Genomic DNA, 24,527 nt, shown 5'->3' on the forward strand with positions numbered 1-24,527 from the left:
CGCGGATTTTTCCGCGGTCTCTTTTTATTGTCCGGGCCGGTTCTCCGACCTGTCCTGTTCCGGCCCCTCCCGGCGCTACTCGGCCGACTGGTCGGCGGCGGGCTGCTCGGCGGCCGGAATCTCGGCCTGCGGCATCGGGGCGGGAATCTCCGACTCGAGCACACGCTCCTGCAGTGCCTTGGCGTCGTTCGAAATCTTCGTATTGCTCTCGATCACACGGCCCCGGTCCATAGTCAGCGTAGCCGCAAGGCTCAGCACGACGATGGCGATAGCCATCGCCCAGGTGAACTTTTCGAGGAAATTCGACGTCTCGCGCACACCCATGACCTGGTTCGACGCGCCGAAATTGGCGGCCATGCCGCTCTTGGGGTTCTGCACCAACACCGCGAGGATTACCAATACGCTCGCAACGAGTATCAGGGCAATGCAAATCGTGTATAACATATCCTATAAATTTTAATTATTGTTATCTATTTTGCCAATTAGCTCGGCAAAGTAAACACTTTTTTCGGGATTTAGCAAACTTAATTTGCGATAAATCGCCGCGGCCCGGTCCCGAAGCCCCTGGGCGAGATAGATTTCGGCCAGTTCCTCGGAAACCACCTCGTCGTCATCTTCCAGTTCGGGACTAATCTGCACCTCCTCTTCGGGTTCCCCCTCCCGGGCGACGATGCGCAGGTTGTCCTCCTGCAAAAAACGGTCGATGATCTCGTCGGACGAGAGCCGGTCCAGCGCCGAAACGTCGACGGCAGGCATGCGCAGCGAACTCTCGGCCCGCCACGGAGCCATCAGCGCCGCCCGCGGGTCCTCTTCACCCGTGACCATCCCGAGCAGGATGCGCCCCGGGATAAACCACGGACAGGCTCCGACCAGCGCCTCGGCCTCGTCGGCGGAGGGCAGCCCGGCGGTGCGGGGTGCGGCAAAGTATGCTTTCAGATCAGCCATATCCGGATTACCAATTGGAGGCCGAAGCCTGGAAAATGTCGGTCACGAGTTTATCGACGATCTGCGGGATCAGCGTTCCCTCGACCTCCGTCAGCAGTTGCGTCGATTCGTAGTCTTCGTAGGCGGTAAAGGTCTTGTTCCACGAAGCCTTCTCGTCGAGGGCGTTCGTGAAGCGCACTTTGACGGTGATCGTCAGCCGGTTGAGCAGAGCGTAGTCGTCGCTCGACACCGAAGCCGTCGTCGATGTGTAGTTGACGATCTCGCCCTCGAAAGCGAAATCGCCGCCTTCGTCGACCTGCATCAGCCGCGTGCGGCGCGAGAACATGTCGACCAGCGCCTCGGTGAGCGTCGAACTCAGGATCGGCGACACCATCGTCGCGTTGTTCGGGAAATAGGCCACCGAGAAAGTCCTGGCATCGGGCGGGATCGAAGCGCCCGACAGCGAGTATTTGATAGCCACGCCGCAGCCTGTGAGCAATGCGGCGCAAAGCGCCACTATCGTAAGTTTGATCTTCATAAGCTAAATTTCCTCTATACCTAACTCCTTTATCTTGCGGTATAGTGTGCGCTCCGACATAAACAATTCGGCGGCGGCCTCGCGGCGGCGGCCGTTGTTACGCCTCAGCGCACGGACGATCTGTTCGCGCTGCATGTCGGCCTTGGTCATCTCGCGGGGCGGCTCGTCGGTCACCACCTCGCTCTCGGCATAGACCGGGGCGGAGGCGTGCGGATAGGCGGAAGCCACCGGAACGACGGCCGGGACGAAACTGCTCTGCGTCGAGGTCGGCAGCAGGGCTTTGATGTCGCGGGCAGGTTCCGGACAGCGGCCCGTGCCCTGAATCAACTCGGCCATCATCCGTTTGAGGTCGTTGATGTCGGCGCGCATGTCGAACAGCACCTTGTAGAGCAGTTCGCGCTCGGTGGTCATGTCGTCCGGATGCGGCGCACCGGCGGCCATCGGCGCACCGCCGCCCTGCGGGGGCAGGTATTTGGCCAGCACCTCGGCGGAGATGACGCGGGTCTGCTCAATGGCCGAGATCTGCTCGGCGACGTTCTTCAGCTGGCGGATATTGCCCCGCCAGTAGTAGTGCATCAGCATCTCGCGGGCGCTGTCGTCGAGCGTCACGGCGGGCATGCGGTACTGCACGGCCACATCGGCGGCGAAACGACGGAACAGCAGCGGAATATCCTCGGGACGCTCGCGCAGCGACGGCACGAGGATCGGCACCGTACCCAGCCGGTAGTAAAGGTCCTCGCGGAAACGCCCCTTGGCAATGGCTTCCTGCAGGTTGACATTCGTGGCGGCCACGACCCTCACGTTGGTCTTCTGCACCTTCGACGAACCCACACGGATAAATTCGCCGGTCTGCAATACGCGCAGCAGGCGCGCCTGCGTCGAATGGGGCAGCTCAGCCACCTCGTCCAGAAAGATCGTACCGCCGTCGGCCTCCTCGAAATAGCCCTTGCGGGCTTCGAGGGCTCCGGTAAAGGCGCCCTTCTCGTGGCCGAAAAGCTCCGAGTCGATCGTTCCCTCGGGAATCGCCGCACAGTTGACGGCTATATATTTATTGTGTTTGCGCGCCGAATAGGCGTGAATGACCTGCGGGAAAAACTCCTTGCCCACACCGCTCTCGCCCGTGACAAGCACCGTCAGGTCCGTCGGGGCCACACGCAGGGCAACCTCCAGCGCCCGGTCGAGGAGCGGGGAGGTGCCGATGATGCCGAAGCGCTGTTTTACGGTCGTGATATCTGTCATTTATTCGTTTTGTTCGGGTTGTAAGGCTCCCTCGGAAGCCGTCGCAGCAGCCGTCTGCGCCGCCGGGACCTCGATATATTCCGCCTCGGCCTGCTTCTCCTTCGCAGCGCGCCAGTAGCCGAAGGCAATGGCGCCCGCGGCGATCACGGCGGCGGCAATCGCTATCCAGATGAACCAGTCGGCCCCGCGCCGCCGCGGGACGCGGTCGACATAGCGGCAGGCATCGGTATTCTTGGGCGGCTTGCCGTAACGCAGCCCCCGCACCGAAGGATCGGGATTCATCTTCGCGGAGGGCGACACGTGCGGCTCGGCGAAGGCCGTGCGGACCGCCTCGGCCAGTTTTCCGGGTTCCAGCTGCGACTGGCGGGCGGGTTTCTCATCCCCGGAAAGCGGTGCGGCGGCCCCGGGTTCATGGGTAAAGGCGATGGTGCCGTTGGGACCGGGTTTCATCACGCCGAAACCCTCGAGCGGATACTCCTGCCCGCGCTCCACGGCGTGACGCACCTCGAAAACGAAGCGGTCGATCTCGCCGGCGGCCTCCAGATCACTCGTACCGCCGTCGCGCAGGAGCCCCCGCAGGACCCCGTCGTCACGTTTGAGCAGTTCGGAAAAGACGACGCTCCGCTCCGGCTCTTTGACGATGAACGCGCCGAGCTGGGGCACGACCAGCCGCTTGTGCGCAGCCAGATATTGTTTTATAATGGGAATCAGCACTGTCGAACACGTTTAAATCCGGGTTCAAAATTACCTTTTTTCATAGAAAAAAGCAAAATATAATGCCCTTTTTCAAAATAATCGGACAAAGTGTTGGTTATCCGGAAAATATTCACATACTTTGCATCCCGATTTTTCGGAAAATCCAGGCGAGCTACTTCGGCCGAAAATTTGCAATGTAGCCGAGCCGGATTGAAAAAACCTTACCGAACGAGCCATGAAAGACAAGTACATCGACCTGATCGAACAATCGTTCGATTTCCCGCAGGATGAGTTCTCCGTCGAGGACAACGAGCTGAATTTCCACGACATTCCGTTGATGGAACTGATCAAACAATACGGAACTCCGCTCAAAATCACCTACCTGCCGAAGATCTCCCAGCAGATCAACCGTGCCAAGCGCATGTTCAACGTAGCGATGGCGAAGGTCGACTACAAGGGTTCGTACAACTATTGCTACTGCACCAAGTCGAGCCACTTCTCGTTCGTGCTGGAGGAGGCCATGAAGAATGACATCCACCTCGAAACCTCGTCGGCCTACGACATCCACATCATCAACGCCCTCTACGACGGCGGCATCATCGACAAGGACCGTTATATCATCTGCAACGGCTTCAAACGCCCGCAGTACGTCGAGAACATCGCCCAGCTGGTGAACGACGGCTTCTCGAACACGATCCCCGTGCTGGACAACAAGGAGGAGCTCGAGTTGTTCGAGGACTCCTTCACCAAGAAGTGCAAGGTCGGCATCCGCATCGCCTGCGAGGAGGAACCCAAGTTCGATTTCTACACCTCCCGGCTGGGTATACGCTACAACGACATCGTCGATTTCTACAAGGCCAAGCTCAAAAACAGCAAGAAGTTCCAGCTCAAAATGCTGCATTTCTTCATCAACACCGGCATCAAAGACACGGCCTACTACTGGAACGAGTTGTCGAAGTGCATGAACGTCTACTGCGAGCTGAAGGCCATCTGCCCCGAGCTGGACAGCCTCAACATCGGCGGCGGTTTCCCGATCAAGAACACGCTCAACTTCGAATACGACTACGAATACCTCACCGAGGAGATCATCAGCCAGATCAAGAACATCTGCGAGCGCAACGGCGTCGAGGAACCCAACATCTTCACCGAGTTCGGTTCGTTCACCGTGGGCGAAAGCGGCGCGGCGCTCTACTCGATCGTCAACCAGAAGCAGCAGAACGACCGTGAGAACTGGTATATGATCGACTCGTCGTTCATCACTACCCTGCCCGACACGTGGGGCATCAACCAGCGCTACATCATGCTGGCCGTGAACAACTGGGACAAAGAGTACCAGCGCGTACTGCTGGGAGGGCTCACGTGCGACAGCGAGGATTTCTACAACTCGGAGTGCCACACCAGCGCCATCTTCCTCCCGAAGCTCGAAGCGGGCAACACACAGTACATCGGGTTCTTCCACACAGGAGCCTATCAGGAGTCGCTGGGCGGCTTCGGAGGCATACAGCACTGCCTGATTCCCGCGCCCAAGCACATCATCATCGACCGCGACAAGTCCGACAACGAGTATTACACGCGCCTGTTCGCCAAGGAGCAATCCTACCGCTCGATGCTCCGCATACTCGGATATTGATCCGACGCGCTGAAAAACGCGTGTAATACTCAGCGCAGACAATCCTCCCAACCCTCCTTTGAGAAGGAGGGCTTCAACGGGTCGCTGTTCGTCAAGGAGCAATCCTACCGCTCGATGCTCCGCATACTCGGATATTGATCCGACGCGCTGAAAAACGCGTGTAATACTCAGCGCAGACAATCCTCCCAACCCTCCTTTGAGAAGGAGGGCTTCAACGGGTCGCTGTTCGCCAAGGAGCAATCCTACCGCTCGATGCTCCGCATACTCGGATATTGATCCGACGCGCTGAAAACGCAAGTCCTCCCCCCCCGAAGGGAGGACTTTTTTTAGTATTAGTACACGCGCGAGTGCCGGGATTGCGGAAAAATTCGTAACTTCGGCGTCAAAACATGAATTTCAGCCTCACGATGAAAAATATAATACGGACTTGGAAAACTGCAGTTCTTGCGGGAATCCTGGTTCTCCTGTCCGGAACGGTCGCGGCACAAACGTCTCCGGGCGGAGCTCCCCCGGCCGACGAAACAACGGCCAACGCCCCGGACAGCAACGCCTACCAGGCCGGCTATCGGGCAGGATACCGTGCCGGCTATGAGGCCGGACTGCGGAACCGCTCCGGATTCGACGCCAGCCGGGTCCCCGACGCCGGGAATACGGCCCGCAGCGGCAAGGCGCCCTCCCAACGCCGCTTCATGCACCGCCTCGGCGGCGAGTTCCGCCCCGAATACATCTTCCCGACCAACCCTTTCGTGCAGGGCAGCAACATGGCCGGGCAGCCCATCGACCTCTCGCTCTCGGGTCACCTCCGCTACTCGTTCCAGTTCCGTCCGGGATCGCTTCCCGACCGGATTTACGGCGGCGCCTATCAGGGTATCGGAGTCGCCTACTACGATTTCGGAAACCCCGACGAACTGGGCAACCCCATCGCGGCCTACCTCTTCCAGGGAGCCCGCATCGCCCGCATCAGTCCCCGGGTATCGTTCGACTACGAGTGGAATTTCGGACTTTCGTTCGGCTGGAAGCCCTACGACGAGGAGACCAACCGACTCAACATGATGATGGGATCGAAGATGAACGCCTTTCTCAACGTCGATTTCTTCCTCAACTGGATGGTCACACGCGAGGTCGATTTTTCGGCGGGCATCTCGCTCTCGCACTTTTCCAACGGCAACACCAAGTTCCCCAACGCGGGTCTCAACTCCGTGGGCCTGCGCGCCGGACTGACCTATAATTTCGGCCGCAATCCCTCCGAAGCCCCCACGAAAACCGTCTACCCCGCCTTCCCGCGCCATTTCAGCTACGACCTCACGCTGTTCGGCTCGTGGCGCCGCAAAGGCGTCGAGAATGGCGACATACAGGTAGCCGCACCGGACGCCTATACGGTCGTGGGATTCAACTTCGCCTCGATGTACAATTTCGGCTACAAGTTCCGCGCAGGCGTATCGCTCGACGGCGTCTACGACGGCAGCGCCAACGTCTACGTCGCCGACCAGATCGTGTCGGATGGCTATCGACCGGCCCTCATAGTGGAAAAACCCGGATTCGACAAGCAGGTCGCCCTGGGAGTTTCGGCCCGCGGAGAGTTCGTGATGCCCTATTTCAACATCGGCATCGGACTGGGCGTCAACGTCCTGCACAAGGGCGGCGACCTGAAATCATTCTACCAAATGCTGACCCTGAAAGTCGCCGTGACGCACAGTTCATACGTCCACATCGGATACAGTCTGCGCGATTTCCACATGCCCAACTTCCTGATGCTGGGCGTCGGCTACCGCTTCAACAACAAATATCCCCGGCACCGCTGACACGAAAAATCCCCGGCTGTGAAGCCGGGGATTTTCTTTTCAGGCGGTACACGTCACGCTCCGAACAGGAACACGAAAGGCTTGGCGCTCTTGCGGAATTTCGCCGTGGCATCGCCCGCGTAGTTCTTTCCGCCGACGAGCGTGAGGGTCCGCTCGCCGCTGCCCTTCGAAAAGTCGATTGCCGCAAGGTTCACCCAGAAGGTTTCCATCGCCAGCGTCGGCTCGAAATAGTAGACCCGGTTCTTCTGGTCGCAGACCGAACGCCAGCGCGTCGAGGAGATGTGCGGTTTGTCGGGCGTCGAGATGCCGTAAGGCACCGAAACGTTGCGCATGACCGACATCACGGCCGGCACGGCGATCTTCGGATCGGAGGTCTGCACGACGGCGTTGACGTAGAACGAAGCACGCACGAAACGGTCCGGGGCGCGGTTGGTTCCCGGCAGCATCGTAAGGCCTCCGATCTGCTGCCAGTAGTCGAGGATCGCCAGCTGGTCGGCGTAAAAAGGCGAGTTGGTCATCACCTGATACTGGCGTCCGTGATGGATTTCCAGTTTGCCGTCGCGGTATTCGAAGATCGCGCTGTCGCCCGAAGCGTCGGAAATCGCCAGGTGGAGCCGTGACTTCACGCCGTTCGGCAGGTCGGGGGCGTCGAGGCGGAACTTTTCTTTCGCAAGCTCGGTCACGGCCTCGTCCACGGTGGCGAAATTGTCCAGCACATACTGCGTCCAGATACTCAGGCCCATGACGGGGCGCGTGTCGCCGGGACGTTCGTAGACCGATTCGGGCAGGAACAGCAGGCTGGCGACCAGTCCGGCCTCGTTCATGCCGTCGGCGACGCCGATGTCGTAGCCTGCGGCCGAGAGCGAGCCGTATTTCGAGGTCCAGAAGACCGTATTGTCGCTGTTCGCACCGCGGCGCTCGATGCCGCGCGGGAAGATGTAGAGATTGGTGAGCGGGTCCTCGCGCCAGTCCATCGTGCGGCCCGTCACGGTCATGCCGTCGGGGCCGAGGTAAACGGCGCGGGTGCAGGCCTCGGCCTGGGGTGATTGGACGGCCAGCGCAGCAGCGCACAGCATCGTCAGAGCGGGAATTTTCATAAGCGGGTGTTTTTAATCCGGGTGTTTCGCTGCAAAACGGATGCAAAACAGGGCGGAAATCTGTCTTTTCGACAGCACAATATACAAAAAACAACCGACATCTCCAACCGACCGCGGCAAAGGTCCGCCGCCCGCCGTGATGCGCAACTCGCTGAAGATGGAGCGGACGGGAGGAAGGTAAAAACTTTTTCGTATCTTTGTAGAAAATCCAGAAACGATGCAGATTACCAAAGCCGAATTCAAATGCTCGTCGGAGCGCATTTCGCAGGTCCCGAAAGACGACCTGAAAGACATCGCCTTCATCGGGCGCAGCAACGTCGGCAAGTCGTCGCTCATCAACATGCTCACCGCCCGCGGAGGCTTGGCCAAAGTGTCGGGAACGCCCGGCAAAACCCGGTTGGTGAACCATTTCCGCATCAACGACACGTGGTATCTCGTCGACCTGCCCGGCTACGGCTATGCCCGCACGTCGAAGGCGCAGCGCGGAGAGTTTTCGAAGCTCATCACCGACTACATCCTCAAATGCGAGAAGATGCACTTCCTGTTCGTGTTGGCGGACATCCGCCTCGAACCCCAGAAGATCGACCTGCGCTTTATCGAGATGCTGGGCGAGAACGGCATTCCGTTCGCCATCATCTTTACCAAGGCCGACAAGCTCTCGAAAACCCAGCAGCAGAAGAGTGTGGAGCGGTTCCGGGCGGCTCTCGCCGAGCAATGGGAGGAGTTGCCGCCGATGTTCGTCTCCTCGTCGGAGAAGGGCACCGGACGTGAGGAAATCCTTGCCTTCATCGACGAATGCCTGCAACAAAACTGATTCAGGCCGCTCCGGAAGCGGGAACAAAACGCCCGATCCCGGGAGCGGAAACCGGCCTGTTCCTGAAAAGTTTAACCGATTGTTGAAAAATCGCGCCCGTAAGGGGGCGATTTTTCGCCGTATTGTCCTATATTTGCAACGTCAAAAAAAATCCTCGTAACCTATGGCTATCCACAAAATCAAAATCTTCACCGGACGCGGTTCGGAATACCTGGCCACCAAGATCGCCGCAAGCTTCGGCACGACGCTCGGGCAGTCGGAGGTCCTGCGTTTCAGCGACGGCGAATTTCAGCCCTGCTACAATGAGTCGATACGCGGTTGTACGGTCTTCATCATCCAGTCGACCTTTCCGCCTTCGGACAATCTCATGGAGCTGCTGATGATGATCGACGCCGCTCGCCGTGCATCGGCGCATCAGGTCGTGGCCGTGGTGCCCTACTTCGGCTGGGCGCGTCAGGACCGCAAGGACCGTCCCCGTGTGCCGATCGGCGCCAAGCTGGTGGCCAACATGCTGATGGCCGCAGGTGTCGACCGCGTGATGACGATGGACCTGCATGCCGACCAGATCCAGGGATTTTTCGACGTTCCGGTCGATGCCCTCTACGCCAGCGGCATCTTCGTTCCCTATATCAAAAGCCTCAACATCGAAGACCTCTCGATCGCAGCCCCCGACATGGGCGGCGCCAAACGCGCCAACACCTACTCCAAACTGCTGGGAACGCCGATCATCATTTCGCACAAGGAACGCGCCAAGGCCAACGTCGTAGGCAAGATGACCGCCATCGGCGATGTGGAAGGCCGTAACGTGCTGATCGTCGACGACATGATCGACACCGCCGGCACGATCTGCATGGCTGCCGACATGCTCATGGCCCGCGGAGCGAAGAGCGTCCGCGCCGCCATCACTCACCCCGTGCTTTCGGGCCCGGCCTACGAGCGCATCAACGACAGCGCCCTCGAGGAGGTGATCGTCACGGACACCATTCCGCTCAACCCCGACAAGGACCTGCACAAATTCACCGTCCTGTCGGTCGCCGACCTCTTCGCCGACGTCATCGAGCGCGTGCACAACTACAAGGAGATTTCGTCGATCTTCTCCAAATAGGAAAACCGACTCCCACCCAAAAACCCCCGGAACCTTATCGCAAGGTTCCGGGGATTTTCTTCATGCGGATGAGGCTTCTACCCTGCCTTCTCGCCCTTGGTGCGACTGCGGACATACTCCGTGGGCAGGCATCCGACGTGTTTCTTAAAACTCGTGGCGAAATACGACGGGGAGTTGAAGCCCACCATCGAACTGATTTCCGAAATCGAATATTTACGGTCCAGCAGCAGTTTGCAGGCATGGTTGAAGCGTATCTTGCGGATGAATTTCGTGGCCGACTCGCCCGTGATGGACTTCATCTTCAGGTGGAGGTTCGAACGGCTCATGCAGAGCGCCTTGCTGAAATCGTTCGACGAGAACTCCTCGTTGTCCATGTTCTCCTCGACGATGCGGATCGCCTTCTTCAGAAACTCCCCGTCCATCGAATTGGAGGTGATCTTGTCGGGATCGATCTCCGCGTCGTCCGAATAGTAGTGGCGCATCCGGTAACGGGCTTTCAGCAAGTTCTGGACGTTGGCCGCAAGCAGCGAGATCGACAGCGGCATCGGCAGGTAGCTGTCGGCCCCGGCCTCGATGCCCGTGATCTGCTCCTCGATACTGCCTTCAGTGGCGAGGATCACCACCGGAATATGGCAGGTACGGATGTTCTGCTTCACCGCCTGACAGAGTTTCAGCCCGTCCAGTCCCGGCAGGACACGGTCGGCGATGATGATGTCGGGCTCCAATGTTTTGAGCCGTTCGAGCGCGTCGTTGCCGTCGGCAGCCACCTCGACGCCGTAACGGGCTTTGAAATGGTCGGCGATGTAACGCGCGACCTCGGCGTTGGACTCGGCCAGCAGAATGGTGCCGCGCGTCTGTTCCGGAACCTCCTTGTCGGGAGCGAAATCGCCGCCCTCGCCCGACCACTCTTCGGGCAGGAACTTCTCGGCATCGCGGATGATCGAGGCCCGCACGTCGTGCTCTCCGGCGCGTTTCCCGGCCGGATAGACTTCGATATTGTCGGGCAGCGTGATGGTGAACTCCGAGAAACGCCCCGGCTCGCTGCGCAGCGTAATCGTCCCCTGGTGCAGTTCGACGATGCGGCGGACGATCGAAAGCCCGATGCCCGAACCGGCGTGGGATTCGTTGACCTGATAGAAACGCTCGAAAATGCGCTCCTGCTGGTCCTGCGGAATGCCGATGCCGGAGTCGCGGACCGTAAGGCGGAAGCACCCCTCGCCGCGCTGCAGGGCGACGCGGATGATACCGCCGTCGGGCGTGAATTTGAAGGCGTTCGAAAGCAGGTTGGTGAGCATCATCTCGAGGAACATCCGGTCGACGGGCAGCGCCTCGCCTTTCAGCTCGGAACTGAGGATGTAATCCATATCGCGGTTCTGGGCCACCTCCTCGAACATCGAGAAAACCTCGGCGACGATGGCGTCGACATCCTGCACGGCGACCTTCATTTTGAACATCTCCAGCTCGGCTTTGCGGTAGTCGAGCAGCTGGTTGATGATATGCAGCAGTTTGAGACTGTTGCGGTAGATGTAGTTGAGACGCGAGGAGACGTATTTGTCAACCGTGCCATGTTCGCGGATCTCCTGCAGGGGCGAGAGTATCAGCGTCAGCGGCGTGCGCAGTTCGTGCGAAAGATTGACGTAGAAGCGGATCTTCTCCTGGCTGAGCTGGCCGATGGACTCCTTTTCCAGACGCTCCACGCGCAGCTGCATCTTCATCTTCATACGGCCCAGCAGCGCCGCCACGACGCCCCCGACGAATCCCAGCGCCAGGAGCGCCCACAGAATCTTTGCCGCAAGAGTCTGCCACCACATCGGCAGCACGCGTATCTCGACCGTCGCGGGCTGTTCGTTCCAGCGTCCGTCGTTGTTCGCCGCGCGGACTTTGAAGACGTAGTGCCCGGGTTTGAGGTTCGAATAGTTGGCTTCGAGGTGCGAGGTCTCGTACCAGCGGGTATTGAAGCCTTCGAGTTTGTAGGCAAAGGTGTTGCGGCCCCCGGAGAGCGGATTGACCGCCACGAAACGCACCGTGAAGATGTTGCGCACCGACGGGAATGCCGCCGCCGTGACCCGGCCCGCCGAGTCGCGCTCGATGCGCACGCGGCGGTCGCCGTCCGAATCGGCCACGTCGACGCCCGTGATCTGCGGCTCGGGCGCAAAGGGGTTGTCCACCAGATCGTGGGGCCGGAACCACGTGATGCCGCCGATGCCGCCGAACCAGAATATCCCGTCGCGGCTCCGGCAGTAGGAGTAGATGTTGAACTGGTTGTTGGCGATGCCGTCGAGCAGGGAGTAGCGGCGGAAGGTGTTCTTCTGCGTATCGAAGCATGCCAGACCGCTGTTGGTCGAAATCCACAGCCGCGCCAGCTCGTCCTCGAGGATGCCGTAGACGAAATCGTTGGGCAGTCCGTCGGCCACCGTGAAACGCGTGAACGAATTGTCCGAGGCGTTGTAGCGGTACAACCCGTGACGGGTGCCGACCCAGATATTACGGTGTGAATCCTCCGTGACGCACATCACGGCGATATCCCGCCGGGGGGGGGAAATCCCCTCCTTCGCCGGATTGAGTTCACAGGTCATCACCTGCCGCACGTCGGGCTGCCAGAGGTACAGCCCGGCCCCGGTGCCGATCCACACGCGGCGTTTCGAATCGCGGAAAAGCGTCGTGATCTGCAACGACCCCAGTTTGGGCTCGTAATCGGCGCAGAGGTGGCGCGAGAACCGCCCTGCGGCGGTGTCGAACGACAGCAGGCCGTTGAGCGTGCCGACCCACAGCGAACCGTCGCCGCCGTCGAGCAGCGAATAACAACTGTTGTTGATCGGGATCGAAGCGTTGACCGGAAAGTGCCGGACGCGCCGCGTCGCGGCATCCATCGAGCTCAGTCCCCCGGCATGGGTGCCGATCCACACGCGGCCCCGGTTGTCGGGAAGCACGCATTTGACGTTGTTCGACAGCAGGGAGCCGTTGGCGGTGTTGAACTCCGAGAAACGCCCCGTGCGGCGGTCGTAGAGGTTCACGCCGTCGTCGTTGGTGCCGATCCAGAGGCTTTGCGACGAGGGGTCCTCGACGATACAGCTCACCGTGTTGTCACCCAGCGAATTGCGCGTCGGGTCGTGGCGCAGGATGCCGAAACGCCGGGCCAGCGGATGGTAATAGCTCACCCCGCCGTAGTAGGTCCCGAGCCAGACGCCCCGCTGGGCGTCGATGAAGATGGAGCGGATGGAGTTGTGGCTCAGCGACCCCTGCTCGGAGGTATGGACATAGCGTTCGAAGCGTCCGCTCCGCGGGTCGCGGATCGAAAGGCCGTCGAAAGTCCCGATCCAGAGTCGCCCTTCGGAGTCGGTTTTCAGCACCCGGATATAGTCCGAGACCAGCCCGGGATTCGACGCGGCGTCATAGCGGCCGGTGACCTGCAACGCGCCGTCGAGACGGTAGAGGCCGTTGCCGTGGGTGGCGACCCAGTATCCGTCGGCGTCGGCGACGATGCTGGCGATGTCGTAACGAGCCATCTGCGGCAGGATGCGCACGGCGTTGCCGTAAGTCGAAGAGTAGGTGTAAATGCCGTTGGAGGTCCCGACCAGGAATCCGTCGCGCGAAGGGCAGACGGCATGCACGCTGATCCCCGTGAGGTAGGTCCGGATTTCGAGTTCGCGGCTCTCGCGGTCGAAGAGCACGATGCCGAGGTCGGTGGCGAGGATCAGGTCGCCGTCGGCCGTGGCGGCGATGTCGGCAACCTGCATGTTGCGCCCCTCGAGGCGGAAATTCTCGAAACGCTGCGTCGAGGCGTCATAGCACGACAATCCCGACGCCGTGCCGATCCAGAGCAGTCCCCCGTCGGCGAACAGCGCATTGACCGAATTGTCGCCCAAGCTCTGCGGATCGCCCTCCATGCGGCGAAACACGGTGAACGAGTAGCCGTCATAGCAGTTCAGCCCGTCCTGCGTTCCCATCCAGATACGCCCCATCCCGTCCTGCGCGATGGCCAGCACGGTACTTTGCGACAAGCCTTCGTTGACCGACAGCGTGCGAAATTCGATCGCTGCGGAGGCCGTTCGGACAAAGGCGAAACAAGCGGCGAGCAGTAGAAGCGTAGGTTTGAGTTTCAGCATATCGTAGCGACTTGGGAGGATAAATATACGTTTTTTTTCGGAAAATCCGAGCCCCCGGGCTTTTTTTTCGGCCCCGGAAAAAGCGCCGCCGGGCGTAAAACACGTCCGGCGGCAGCTCTGGATGCGGCGTCAGCGCACCGAGGCGGGCACGACATCGACCAGCTCGCGGACAGGCTCGCCCCTGCGGCGTACGACGGTGCTGCCCCCGGTCTTCGACGCCGGGGTGTTGTAGAGCACGGCGTTGCCGCGGCGGTCCGTGACGGAGAGCGACGCGGGCTTCGAGGCGTCGAGCTCCGCGGCGACGGTCCATCCGCCAACCGTCACACGGCCTTTCGAATCGCGTTTCAGCGCCAGCGGCCTGCGTCCTTCGGGGGTAATGCGAAAGACGGCCAGGAAACGCTGCGCACGGCTCTTCGCCGCGGTCGTGAACTCCGCATGCCACTGGTTCACATACTCCTGCACTTTGCCGTCGGGTCCCGTGCGCTTTTTCCAGTTGATCGCCGGGGAGAAGAACCGGTCGGTGAGGTTCAGCGCCAATTCTCCCGAGGTGAAGAGGTCCATCCGCCCCTCGGCCGGCCCGTTGGAGGCCGCGACGGCGTTCGCTCCGGCCGACGCCATGCGGTTGTGGCTGTGCAGCAGCCACGTCCACGCGACGGGTTCGCGGGCCGCCAGCTCGTCGTAAACGACGATCACGTCGGGTTTCAGGAAGAGGAAATGACGGCGGAAGCGCGTGACGCCCGGATCGCCAAGTCCGTTCTCGGGGGTGTAGGCCACCTCCGATTTCGCCATGCGGTCGATCCAGAACGGCGTGCGGATCGAGTCGTAGGCGTGCGAGGCGTCGCCCAGCGTGTAGGTCAGCGCCTCGTTGTCGGCGAAGCGCGCCAGCCAGCCGTAGCCGTTCTCGCCGATGACCTGCGCCAACCCGTCGGCGAGGATCGTGTTGTGTCCCCGCGAACGGTAGTGCATCAGCGTATGCTTGTCGTTGAAATTCGAATAGTAGCCCGTGCCGCCGAACAACTGACGGCCGCCGTAATTGATCGTGAAGCCGTTGTGCGCGGCGTGGGCGTGTCCCGTCGAGCCGAACGGCAGGGCGAAGAAGGCCGCCATCAGGTCGTCCGAAGCGTCGGCCGGATCGGTGTGCATCAGCGAGAACCCCGCGTCGGGATAGAACCGCGAAGTGTTGCGGGCGGGGGCTTTCGGAGCCACCCGGTCGGCAGGCTTGTCGGTCAGGATGCGGTAGAGCGCGAACCCCTTCGAGCGGTAGAGGTTCGTCGGGTCGTCGCCGATGAGCCGGTCGGCATACCACCGCGCCTCGGGGCTCGGAAGCTCGCGGGCCAGCGCGTCGGCGAAGCCCATGTAGAGCTGCGACGGAGAGGTCATCTTCTCGTAGTCATCGCCGAAACCCGTGGCGTAGGAGCCTTTCGGAAAGGAGTAGACGAGGAACGACGGCAGGTTGCGGTACCACGGCAGGTCGAAGAAATCCGTACCCGTCAGGCGCGTAAGGACGAACGGCACGTAAATAAATGTCACGAGGTTGGCCTGCATGTAGCTGCTGCCGTCGTGCCAGCCGCCGTCGTCACCGCCAAGGATCGGGAAGCGCGCGCACCACACCTCATAGCAGTAGCGGAACCACTTTTCGGCTTCGGGCAGGTCGCCCAGCGTGGCGATCGACGAAAAGAAGAAGTTGCGGAACGTGTGCTGCCAGACGTGGTTGTCCATCGAGTGAACCTCGAAATCTTTGACATAGTGCCGGTAGAAATGTTCGCCCCGGACGCGGATGGCTTCCAGCACCGCGGCCCGCTCCTCTGGGGTCATGCGGTCGCAGGCCGTGTCATAACCCACGGCCAGTCCGTACATGATGGCCGAACGGTTGAAATCCTCCGACGTGGCATCGCTGTCGACGGGCAGCGACGCGGCGTGCAGGGCATGCCGCACTGCGGCGTCGCGGAACGGCTCCTCGCCCGTGAGCAGGTAGGCCGTCGAGAAATCCACGACAGGCTGCGTGACCACCTCGCCGAACTTGTGATACATGAAATTGACGAGCGACTTTTTCTGGAAGGGCGTCATCCCCGTCGTGTCGCGCGGACGCGTCGGGGCGACGGGCACGAGGTCCATATTCAGGTTCCTGCGGGCCTTGCGGAGCAACTCCCGCGCTTCGGGATTCCGCTGCGTCCGCGTGCGAAAGGCATCTACCCCGTCGCGCGAAACATAGAGCCTGTGATGCGGCATCGCGGCGACCTTACGCACCAACTCGGCACCCGTCGGGGTGGCGAACCGCCTGCACGAAGCGTCGACCGTGAAGGCGTTGACCTCCGACCAGCGTTCCGGGCAGCCGGGCTCCGAGACGGACCACTGCCAGTACCAGCGGCCCTCGGCCAGCGGCTCGTGGCAGGCGTAAGCCGCCCATTCGAAGGGTTCCGAGACCACCGCCCCGGCGAAGGTGCTGTCCTGAGACAGCCGCACGCGGTAAAGCGCGCGTTTCGAGTCGCCCGAGGCGGGCCAGAGCAGCGCGGGCGGATTCTGCGTCACCGTGACGCCGCCCGTCGGCCGGGCCCACTCGCGGTAGCGGGGCCGGAGCGACCGTTTGTCGAGCCGGATTTCGGCCGGAAGCTGCGCTTCGGCGCCGAGGGCCGCGAAAAGCGCGGCCAGGAGCAGGATTCGTTTCATCGTCACAGCATTTTATCCAGCACCAGCCCCGCGGCGCCCATGCACCCGGCGCGGTTGCCCAGCCGGGCGGCCACGAGTTCCGTGTCTTCGCCGCAGACCGACATCATCTGCCGCCGGACCCCTTCGCGGAGTTTCCCGAGGTAGAAATCCCCGGCTTCGGAGATGCCGCCCCCGACGACCACGCGCTGCGGAGCAAAGAGGTTTATCATCGAGGCGATGCCGTGCGCAAGGTAGTTCCAATGCTCCTCCATGGCCTGCACGGCTGCCGGATTCCCCTCCTTGTAGAAGAGCACCACGTCCTTGCCGTTGACATCGACATCCCGGCCGCCGTTCAGCTCGCAGAACCTCCGCACGAGCGCCGAGGTCGAGGCGTAATGCTCCAGGCATCCCCGCCCGCCGCAGGCGCACGCCTCGCCGTCGCATTTGACGGTGATGTGGCCCATCTCCATACCGCGGTTGCGGTAGCCGCGGAAAAGCCGGCCGCCGATCAGCACGCCGCAGCCGATGCCGGTTCCGACGGTGACGAAAACCACATCCGTGGCTCCTTTCGCGGCCCCGAACAGCGTTTCGCCCAGCGCCATCATGTTGGCGTCGTTGCCGGCCAGGGTCTTCAGTCCCCCGGCCTCCTCGATGCGGTCGGCAAGGGGGACGTTCTCCCACCCCGCGATATTCTCCGCACCGCCCAGCACCGTACGTCCGTCGGCCGACACGACTCCCGGCGTGCCGATGCCGACCCCGGCCAGCGTCAGACCTTCGCTCAGGGCATATTCCCGGCAGGCTTCGACGCCCTTAAGGACTTGTCCGAGCACCGCTTCGGCGCTCTCCTGCGCCAGGGCAGGGAGCTGACCGTTGAAAAGCACCTCCCCGGAGGAGGCGACCACGGCGTACTTCACCGAAGTGCCGCCGAGGTCTATTCCGATCGCATAGCGTTCCATCATCAGGCCCTTTCCACCCAGATCGGCGAACTCCAGCCCCACTGTCCGTCACGCTGGCGCACACGCACGTAATAATAATCGGTATCGCGCTGGGCCTTGTCGTCGACCATGTAGTGTCCGGCGCAGAAAGCCGCCTCGGGCTGCGCGCGTTCGAACTGCACGGCCTCCGAGAGCCATCCGCGCAGGAAATGCGCACGGGCGCCCCCCAGCAGCTCCCCGATGGAATGTTCGTAGGTATGGCCGTTGAACTCGGCGACGAGCTTCGCCGTGCGGGGAGCCGTCACGTCGAGGACCACGCCCTGCATGGCGGGGGTCATGACGTTGGGATTTTTCGACGAATACATGTCGAGCGTCACACGCTGCGCGTCGCGCTCCACGACACGGTTGACGCGCGTGTGGAACTCCGTCTCGCCCGGCTGCGGCGAGGTGAAGGCCGCACCGCGGAAGCAGGTCTGCATATCATCAATCGAGCCGTCCGTAAGGCGCAGCTGCCCCTGCCAATGCACGTACTCTTCCTCACGGTTCCAGCCGAAATTGACCTTGATCTTCGTGCGGATCACTTCGTCGCCGGGCGCAGCGGCGCGGTGCGGACCGTTCAGGCGCGCAATGCACTGCCCGTTCTTAATGAGGTCCACATAGTCGATGGCGTTCTGCCCCTCGACATTGAGGTATATCTCGCGCCGTCCGGCCCGGATCACGTCGCCCGAAACGCCGCCGTTGATCCGAAAGTCAATTTTGATCTTGTCGCCCGTGACGCCGCAGACGTGGCGTTTGCCCATGTTCTCCCAGATGACGTCGCGGTCCAAAGCCGGGGCGTAGACGCCGATGCGGCCGTCGCCGTAACTGCCCGGATAGCCGGCGTGCTGATCCGTGGAGCACATCAGGCCGAACTTGTGGCCCTGCTCCAGACCGTACTGGATCGAACCCTCCCAGATGCGCGGACCCATATCGTGCAGGTAGTCGTAGTCGCCCGTGTCACTCTCGGCAAGCCCGTGACGCGAGAACATCTCGACGAACGGCGTCTGCCGGTCCTCGCGGAAAGCCGCCCAGTTGTAACCGCGGAAACCCGTCATGTAGCCCATGTGGTGGGGCGTGATGTAGCAGTCGTAATCTTTGAGCTTCTCTTTGAGGTCGGGAACCGAGGTGCACTCCACCAGCGGGGCATTGAAGTCGCGGAACAGCGCCACATGGTCGCCGTGCTCCATGCTGTGACACTCGTAGGAGGGAAACGTCAGGAACTTGCCGGGGCGGTTGGCCGCCTCGACGGCCGCGAGGTATTTGTCGTAGCCTCCGGCGCGCAGGCGTTTGAAAGCCTCGGTGTGGTAGCCGATGACCCAGTCGAGGCGCGGGTCGTTCTCGCCCGGAATGTCGGGCCACAGGGCGTGGGGCGTCACCGAGACGAAATCCAACTGCTGCCCGGCGGCGGCCAGGGCGTCCGAAAGGTCGCCGTGTCCGTAGGTCACGTTGCAGTGATTGTGCAGGTCGCCCCAGAACACTTTCAGGTCTTTGAGCGAGGGAAATCCCTTTTTCAGCTTGTCGGGCAGCGAATCCTTGTCGCCCAGTTTCGCGCATCCGGGAATCGTCCCCGCGGCCGCCAGGCCGAGCAGGGTCCATCCCGAAGCCTTCAGAAAGTCTCTTCTATCCATCGTATGGTGTGTTTTAAGTTGTTTTTACAGTTGGTCCGCGCCGCGGAAAAATTCGTACTCCCGTTCGCAGGGGTCCGTGTCGCCGCACTCCTGCTGGAGCTTTTCGAGGCGCGCGTGCATGTCGCTGCGCACCGCGGCGTATTCGGGATCGTTGTAGACGTTGCACATCTCGTGGGGGTCCTTTTTCAGGTCGTAAAGCTCCCACTCGTCGACATCGTTATAGAAATGGATGAGCTTGTAATCGTTGGTCCGAATGCCGTAGTGCCGCTTCACGGAGTGCCACGAAGGGTATTCGTAATAGTGGTAGTAGACCCCCGTGCGCCACGCTTCGGGGGTCTTGCCGCCCGAGGTGAGCACGTCCTTCAGCGAACGTCCCTGCATGTCGGCGGGGACCTCCAGCCCGGCCATGTCGACGAACGTCGGAGCCAGGTCGATGTTCATGGCCAACGCCCGGGTGCGGACACCCGCCGCGACGGCTTTCGGGTAGCGCACCAACAGCGGCGTGCGCTGACACTCCTCGTACATGAAGCGTTTGTCGAACCACCCGTGCTCGCCCAGAAAGAAGCCCTGGTCGGAGGTGTAGACGATGATCGTGTTGTCCAGTTCGCCGATCTCTTCCAGATAATCCAGCAGACGCCCGACGTTCTCGTCGACGCCCTTTATCACGGCGCAGTAGTCCTTCATGTACTGCTGGTATTTCCAGCGCGTCAGCTCCTCCTGCGACACGCGGCCCTTCATGCGTTCGTACTCGGCGATGCGCGGGGCGTAGGCCCGGTCCCAGTTGGCCCGCTCCTCGGGAGTCATGCGGTTATAGGCCGCCTGGTACTGCATGACGCTGCTGCGCCAGTCGTTGGCGCGCGACACGTCGTCCTTGTTGGCGTCGCCCGAAGTTTCCAATTCGTAAGACTGCGCCAGTTGTTCGGGGGTCATCAGCTTGAGGTCCCATTCGGGCCACATGTCGCGGCCGATCTCCATCGCCTGCCCGCGGGCGGCGCTGCCGCGCCCCGAATAGTCGTCCAGCAGGTTGAAAGGCTCGGGGAAGACCCTATCGTCGTTGACGCCCAGGTGACGCTGCGCCGGCATCCAGTTGCGGTGCGGGGCCTTGTGGTAGTAAAGCATGGCGAAGGGCCGCGATTTGTCGCGCCGTTCGAGGAACCCGATGGCCTTGTCGGTGATGATGTCCGTCACGTAGCCCGGCTCGGTCCGCTCCTCGCCGTTCTCGACGAACAGCGGCGAATAATACTCACCCTGCCCCACGAGGATGCTCCAGAAGTCGAAACCCTGCGGATCGGAATTGAGGTGCCACTTGCCGATCATCGCCGTCTGGTAGCCGGCGTCGTGCAGCAGCTTGGGGAACGTCTGCTGGTCGCCGTCGAAGGTGCGCGAATTGTCCGTAAAGCCGTTCACGTGGCTGTACTTGCCCGTGAGGATGCAGGCCCGCGAGGGGCCCGAAATGGCGTTGGGGACATAGCAGCTCTCGAAGAGCATGCCTTCGCGTGCGAGACGGTCGAGGTTGGGGGTTTCGACCAGCAGGCTGCCGTAACAGCTCATGGCCTGCGTGGTGTGGTCGTCGGTCATCATGACGATGATGTTGGGGCGTTTGGTCCGCCCCTCGCTGCACCCCGCAAGGGCTGCCAGCGTCAGCGGCACGGCGGCATAACGCACACCGCACCGCACGGAATCGAGATTTTTCATATATCAGGTCGGTTTTAGTTTCGGGTTTCGGCATAGGGCCTCAGGTTGCGCACGAGCTTCGGGTCGCCGATCCCGACGCCCCGGTCGTACATCGCCCGGCGCAGGCGGTTCAGCTCGGCTTCGTAACGGCGGTCGACGGCCAGGTTGACCATCTCGCCGGGATCGGCTTCGAGATCGTACAGCGCCTCCCGGTTGCGCCCCCACTGGTAGAGGACGTATTTATAACGCTTGCCGACGACGCTCCAGCCGCGCATGCCGGGGCCGGGGAGAAGCGTCTCGACGAAGACTTCGTCGTGGAGCGTCGCCTGACGCCCTTCGGCCACCGGGCGCAGGCTCCGCCCGCGGTAGCGTGCGGGATCGGGCGTGAGGCCCGCATAGTCGCAGACCGTGACATAGAGATCGAGTCCGACGTTCGACAGCGCCTCGTCATTGCACACGCCCCTCGGGCCACTGCCTTTGGGCGGTTTTACGATCAGCGGCACATTGATCACCTCCTCCTGCAAATTCCATTTCTGATTCCAGCCGTGGGCGGCCGCGCCGTCGCCGTGGTCCGAAAGGAAGATGATCGCCGCATCGTCATAAAGCCCGCGGGCTTTCAGCACCCCGACGATGCGGCCCACCTCACGGTCTACGCGCTCCACAAGGCGGTAATAGGCATAGAGGTAGCGCCGCCAGTCGTCCTGCGTGTAGGTGTAGGTGTCGTGGTAGCGGGGCGAGGAGGCGTGTTCGAGCGTCAGCGCTTCGGCCGCATAGGTCGAGGGCATGAAATTGGCCGGGAGATTGGGACACTCGTCGGTGGAAAAGGGCGCCAGTTCGCCGTAGTGCAGCGTCTCGTTGCGTCCGTATTCGCAGATTTCGTGGGGATTGAGCAGCGAAGCCACCAGAAAAAGCGGCTTTTGTCCGTCGTACTCCTTCAGCGCCGCGTCGCAGGCGTCGGCCAGCGCGGGGTCGTTCATCTTCGAGATGCGGCGGAAACCCGTGCCCGAATCGGGCAGGTTGACCTCCGGAACGTGCCATTTCCCGGCGTAGAGGCACTCGTAACCCGCCTCGGCGAGACGATGGCCGATGCCGGCCCGCATGTCGGCGTCGTTGGGACGGATCGCGTTGTCGAAGGCCCCGACCTCAAAAGGCATGCGGCCCGTGACGAGCGCGGCGCGGCAGGGACCACTCAGCGGATAGGGGCAATAGGCGCGCGTAAAGCGCACGCCGTCGGCGGCCAGCGCATCCATCGCCGGGGTCTCGACCCACGGATTGCCGGCGCACGACATGGCTCCGGCGGTCTGCTGGTCGGTCATGATGACGATGACGGCGGGACGTTTCCCGGCGGGGGATTTGGGTTTCGAAGCGGCGGCGGCATCGGCGGCCACGGTCAGGGCGGCGAGCGACGCAGCCAGCGAAGCGTGGTTGAGACAGGTCATAGGTGTAGTTTTTCGGTTATACAAAATTACCACAAACCTGCAGCGAAAGCCCCGGAGATTGTCCCCAAAAACGCAAATCGTGTGCAAAAGAGTTTCGATTTTGTAGAATAAGACTTTAAATTTGTCTCAAAACCGCCCCGCAAAGCCCTTCGGGGCGAGTCATTCGACAAATCCGGCATCGGACTGCACAAAACTGAAACCCCTTTGCAGAAATTCGGAAAAGGATTGGGCATTATTAATAAAAGGTACCCGCGCTTTATCGTACCTTTGCATTACCATGAAACCTGTAAAACTACTTATCGCACTCCTGCTGGCCGTCCTGCCCTCCCTGATGCGGGTACAGGCCGACACCTCCGTCTTCTCACTGCTGGACCTCACGCGCCCCGGGCTGGAGCGCGTCGCTGCGCTGCACGCAGCAGGCGACGAGCGGGCCGCCGCCGGGGCCCTGCTCGACTACTACCGCCACCGCACGGATGTCGTCTGCCCCGAGGCGGACCTCACCCGCATCACGATCTCACCCGACGAGCAGCGCCGGGCCGACGAGGCGATGGAGCACCGTTTTTTCGTCCATCAGGGTTACCAGCCCTCGTATTTCTACGGCGACGACATCGACTGGGAGTACTGGCCCGTGAAGGACAACGAACTGCGCTGGCAGCTGCACCGCATGAAATGGTGGGTGCCGATGGGCAAAGCCTACCGCCTCTCGGGCGACGAGCGTTACGCCGCGGAGTGGTGCGCCGAATACCTCGACTGGATGCGCAAAAATCCCCTCACGGCGTATGACGAACGCAAGGCCGGAAACTGGACGCAGGCCGAAAACGTCTATTTCGCCTGGCGTCCCCTCGAGGTGAGCGACCGGCTGGAGTTCCAGATACACCAGTTCCTCTATTTCCTGCCCGCCGAGGCGTTCGACGGGGATTTCCTCCTGCATTTTCTCGAAAACTACCACCGCCACGCGGAGCATATCACGCGCCATTTCTCGGCCAAGGGCAACCACCTGCTGTTCCAGGCCCAGCGGCTCGTCTTCGCGGGGGTATTCTTCCCTGAGTTCCGCGACGCTGCCCGCTGGCGCGCCACGGGCGTCGAGATCCTCAACCGCGAGATCGGCAAACAGGTCTACGACGACGGCATGCAGTACGAACTGGACCTGCACTACCACCACGAGTCGATCGACATCTTCTTCAAAGCCCTGCAAATGATGGACGCCAACGGCTACCGGGGCGATTTTCCGGCGGAGTACCTCGCCACGGTCGAACGGATGATCGACGCCTATATCGACTGCTCGTTCCCGGACTACACGACGCCGCTGTTCAGCGACAACCGGTTCCGGGAGAAGGAGGAGCTGATGCCCTATTACCGGGCGTGGGCCGGGGTCTTTCCCGAAAACGCCGCAATCCGGTGGATGGCGACCGAAGGGCGCGAGGGAGCCGCCCCGGAACACCTTTCACGGGCGCTGCGCACCTCGGGATTCTACGTCCTGCGCAACGGCTGGGAGGCGGACGCCACGGCGATGGTCCTCAAAGCCGGGCCGCAGGGGTTCTGGCACTGCCAGCCCGACAACGGCACGTTCGAACTCTGGCACCGGGGCCGCAACTTCTTCCCCGACTCGGGGAGTTACGTCTATGCGGGCGACAAGGAGGTGACCGACCAGCGCAACTGGTTCCGCCGGACGCAGGTGCACAACACCCTGACGCTCGACGATGAAAACCTCGCACACACCGATTCGAAATGCCTGCGCTGGGAGACGGACGGCGCAACGGAGATCGTGACCGTCGGGAATCCCTCCTACGAGGGCCTCACCCACCGCCGCACGGTGTGGTTCGTCGACCGGCGGTTCTTCGTCATCGCCGACGAGGCTTTCGGAACGGCCGAGGGCGAAGTGGCCCTGCACTACAACCTCGTGGAGTGCGACCCGGCGGAGGATTTCGCCGCGTGCTCCGCAGCGACCCGCTTCGGAGACGGCAACAACCTCATGCTGAAAGTCTTCGGGGCGGAGCGGATGGAACGCCGCGAGGGGTGGGTGTCGCGCACCTACCGCCAGCGCACGGAACGTCCGGCCTACGCATTCACGGTGCGGAAACGGAACGACAAGCCCGTGCGGCTGGTGACGGTGCTGCTCCCGGCCGGGGATGCCGCGGCGCAGCGCGTCGAAGCCGCCTGGCGCGGAGATCGGTTACACGTGAAGATCAACGGAAAGAAATACAACCTAAAATAA

At 61.7% G+C, this 24,527-nt stretch carries 17 protein-coding genes; 5 read left to right on the plus strand and 12 right to left on the minus strand.

The features are described 5' to 3' along the window. Window positions 1–75 precede the first annotated feature (75 nt). Genes secG through BLU78_RS09065 form a run of 5 tightly spaced genes read right to left on the minus strand, consistent with a single transcriptional unit; the run spans window position 76 to window position 3,415 of the window. The gene (secG, locus tag BLU78_RS09045) at window positions 76–444 is read right to left on the minus strand and encodes a preprotein translocase subunit SecG (protein ID WP_074712064.1); all 369 of its coding nucleotides are present in this window, start codon (window positions 442–444) and stop codon (window positions 76–78) included. Between the two features lie 12 nt (window positions 445–456). Continuing rightward, window positions 457–945: a hypothetical protein gene (locus BLU78_RS09050; RefSeq protein WP_010260851.1), complete on the minus strand. Its 489-nt coding sequence runs from the start codon at window positions 943–945 to the stop codon at window positions 457–459. 7 nt (window positions 946–952) lie between these two features. Further along, window positions 953–1,462 carry an LptE family protein gene (locus BLU78_RS09055; RefSeq protein WP_010260854.1) on the minus strand — a complete coding sequence of 170 codons (510 nt, stop codon included), beginning with the start codon at window positions 1,460–1,462 and terminating at the stop codon, window positions 953–955. Window positions 1,463–1,465: 3 nt separating this feature from the next. Next, window positions 1,466–2,701 carry a sigma-54 interaction domain-containing protein gene (locus BLU78_RS09060; RefSeq protein WP_010260857.1) on the minus strand — a complete coding sequence of 412 codons (1,236 nt, stop codon included), beginning with the start codon at window positions 2,699–2,701 and terminating at the stop codon, window positions 1,466–1,468. Then, window positions 2,702–3,415, minus strand: a complete 714-nt coding sequence (locus BLU78_RS09065) for a hypothetical protein (protein ID WP_010260861.1) — start codon at window positions 3,413–3,415, stop codon at window positions 2,702–2,704. A 217-nt stretch (window positions 3,416–3,632) separates the two neighbouring features. Here BLU78_RS09065 and BLU78_RS09070 point away from each other — a divergent pair, with 217 nt between their 5' ends. Both BLU78_RS09070 and BLU78_RS09075 read left to right on the plus strand, forming a co-directional pair. Next, window positions 3,633–5,027: a type III PLP-dependent enzyme domain-containing protein gene (locus tag BLU78_RS09070; protein ID WP_010260865.1), complete on the plus strand. Its 1,395-nt coding sequence runs from the start codon at window positions 3,633–3,635 to the stop codon at window positions 5,025–5,027. A gap of 407 nt (window positions 5,028–5,434) precedes the next feature. After that, window positions 5,435–6,829 (plus strand): acyloxyacyl hydrolase, encoded by a 1,395-nt coding sequence (locus BLU78_RS09075; RefSeq protein ID WP_026020652.1) that lies wholly within the window; start codon window positions 5,435–5,437, stop codon window positions 6,827–6,829. A 53-nt stretch (window positions 6,830–6,882) separates the two neighbouring features. Here the strand turns inward: BLU78_RS09075 and BLU78_RS09080 are convergent, their stop codons facing one another. Further along, window positions 6,883–7,926 (minus strand): linear amide C-N hydrolase, encoded by a 1,044-nt coding sequence (locus BLU78_RS09080; protein ID WP_010260903.1) that lies wholly within the window; start codon window positions 7,924–7,926, stop codon window positions 6,883–6,885. Window positions 7,927–8,143: 217 nt separating this feature from the next. Here BLU78_RS09080 and yihA point away from each other — a divergent pair, with 217 nt between their 5' ends. Both yihA and BLU78_RS09090 read left to right on the plus strand, forming a co-directional pair. After that, on the plus strand, window positions 8,144–8,740 hold the full coding sequence (gene yihA, locus BLU78_RS09085) for a ribosome biogenesis GTP-binding protein YihA/YsxC (RefSeq protein WP_010260904.1): 597 nt from the start codon (window positions 8,144–8,146) through the stop codon (window positions 8,738–8,740). Window positions 8,741–8,903: 163 nt separating this feature from the next. Beyond that, the gene (locus BLU78_RS09090) at window positions 8,904–9,845 is read left to right on the plus strand and encodes a ribose-phosphate diphosphokinase (RefSeq protein ID WP_010260905.1); all 942 of its coding nucleotides are present in this window, start codon (window positions 8,904–8,906) and stop codon (window positions 9,843–9,845) included. A 77-nt stretch (window positions 9,846–9,922) separates the two neighbouring features. On the opposite strand, the gene BLU78_RS09095 is transcribed toward BLU78_RS09090, so the two are convergent. From BLU78_RS09095 to BLU78_RS09120, 6 genes are all read right to left on the minus strand, one after another. After that, window positions 9,923–13,951 carry a hybrid sensor histidine kinase/response regulator transcription factor gene (locus BLU78_RS09095; protein WP_010260906.1) on the minus strand — a complete coding sequence of 1,343 codons (4,029 nt, stop codon included), beginning with the start codon at window positions 13,949–13,951 and terminating at the stop codon, window positions 9,923–9,925. A gap of 129 nt (window positions 13,952–14,080) precedes the next feature. Further along, complete coding sequence (locus BLU78_RS09100) at window positions 14,081–16,618, minus strand: DUF4962 domain-containing protein (RefSeq protein WP_010260908.1); 2,538 nt, start codon at window positions 16,616–16,618, stop codon at window positions 14,081–14,083. A gap of 2 nt (window positions 16,619–16,620) precedes the next feature. Continuing rightward, on the minus strand, window positions 16,621–17,556 hold the full coding sequence (locus BLU78_RS09105) for an ROK family protein (RefSeq protein WP_010260910.1): 936 nt from the start codon (window positions 17,554–17,556) through the stop codon (window positions 16,621–16,623). Next, entirely contained in the window at window positions 17,556–19,199 is a 1,644-nt protein-coding gene (locus tag BLU78_RS09110) for a hypothetical protein (RefSeq protein ID WP_010260913.1), read from the minus strand. Before BLU78_RS09110 ends, BLU78_RS09105 begins: the two co-directional genes overlap by 1 nt. 24 nt (window positions 19,200–19,223) lie before the next feature. Next, on the minus strand, window positions 19,224–20,894 hold the full coding sequence (locus BLU78_RS09115) for a sulfatase family protein (RefSeq protein WP_010260916.1): 1,671 nt from the start codon (window positions 20,892–20,894) through the stop codon (window positions 19,224–19,226). Between the two features lie 14 nt (window positions 20,895–20,908). After that, window positions 20,909–22,312 (minus strand): sulfatase family protein, encoded by a 1,404-nt coding sequence (locus tag BLU78_RS09120; RefSeq protein ID WP_010260921.1) that lies wholly within the window; start codon window positions 22,310–22,312, stop codon window positions 20,909–20,911. Between the two features lie 277 nt (window positions 22,313–22,589). Between BLU78_RS09120 and hepC the strand changes: the two genes are divergently transcribed. Next, window positions 22,590–24,527, plus strand: coding sequence for a heparin-sulfate lyase HepC (gene hepC, locus BLU78_RS09125; protein WP_010260924.1), 1,938 nt, complete (start codon window positions 22,590–22,592; stop codon window positions 24,525–24,527).

The organism is Alistipes timonensis JC136 (genome assembly GCF_900107675.1).
Classification (GTDB): domain Bacteria; phylum Bacteroidota; class Bacteroidia; order Bacteroidales; family Rikenellaceae; genus Alistipes; species Alistipes timonensis.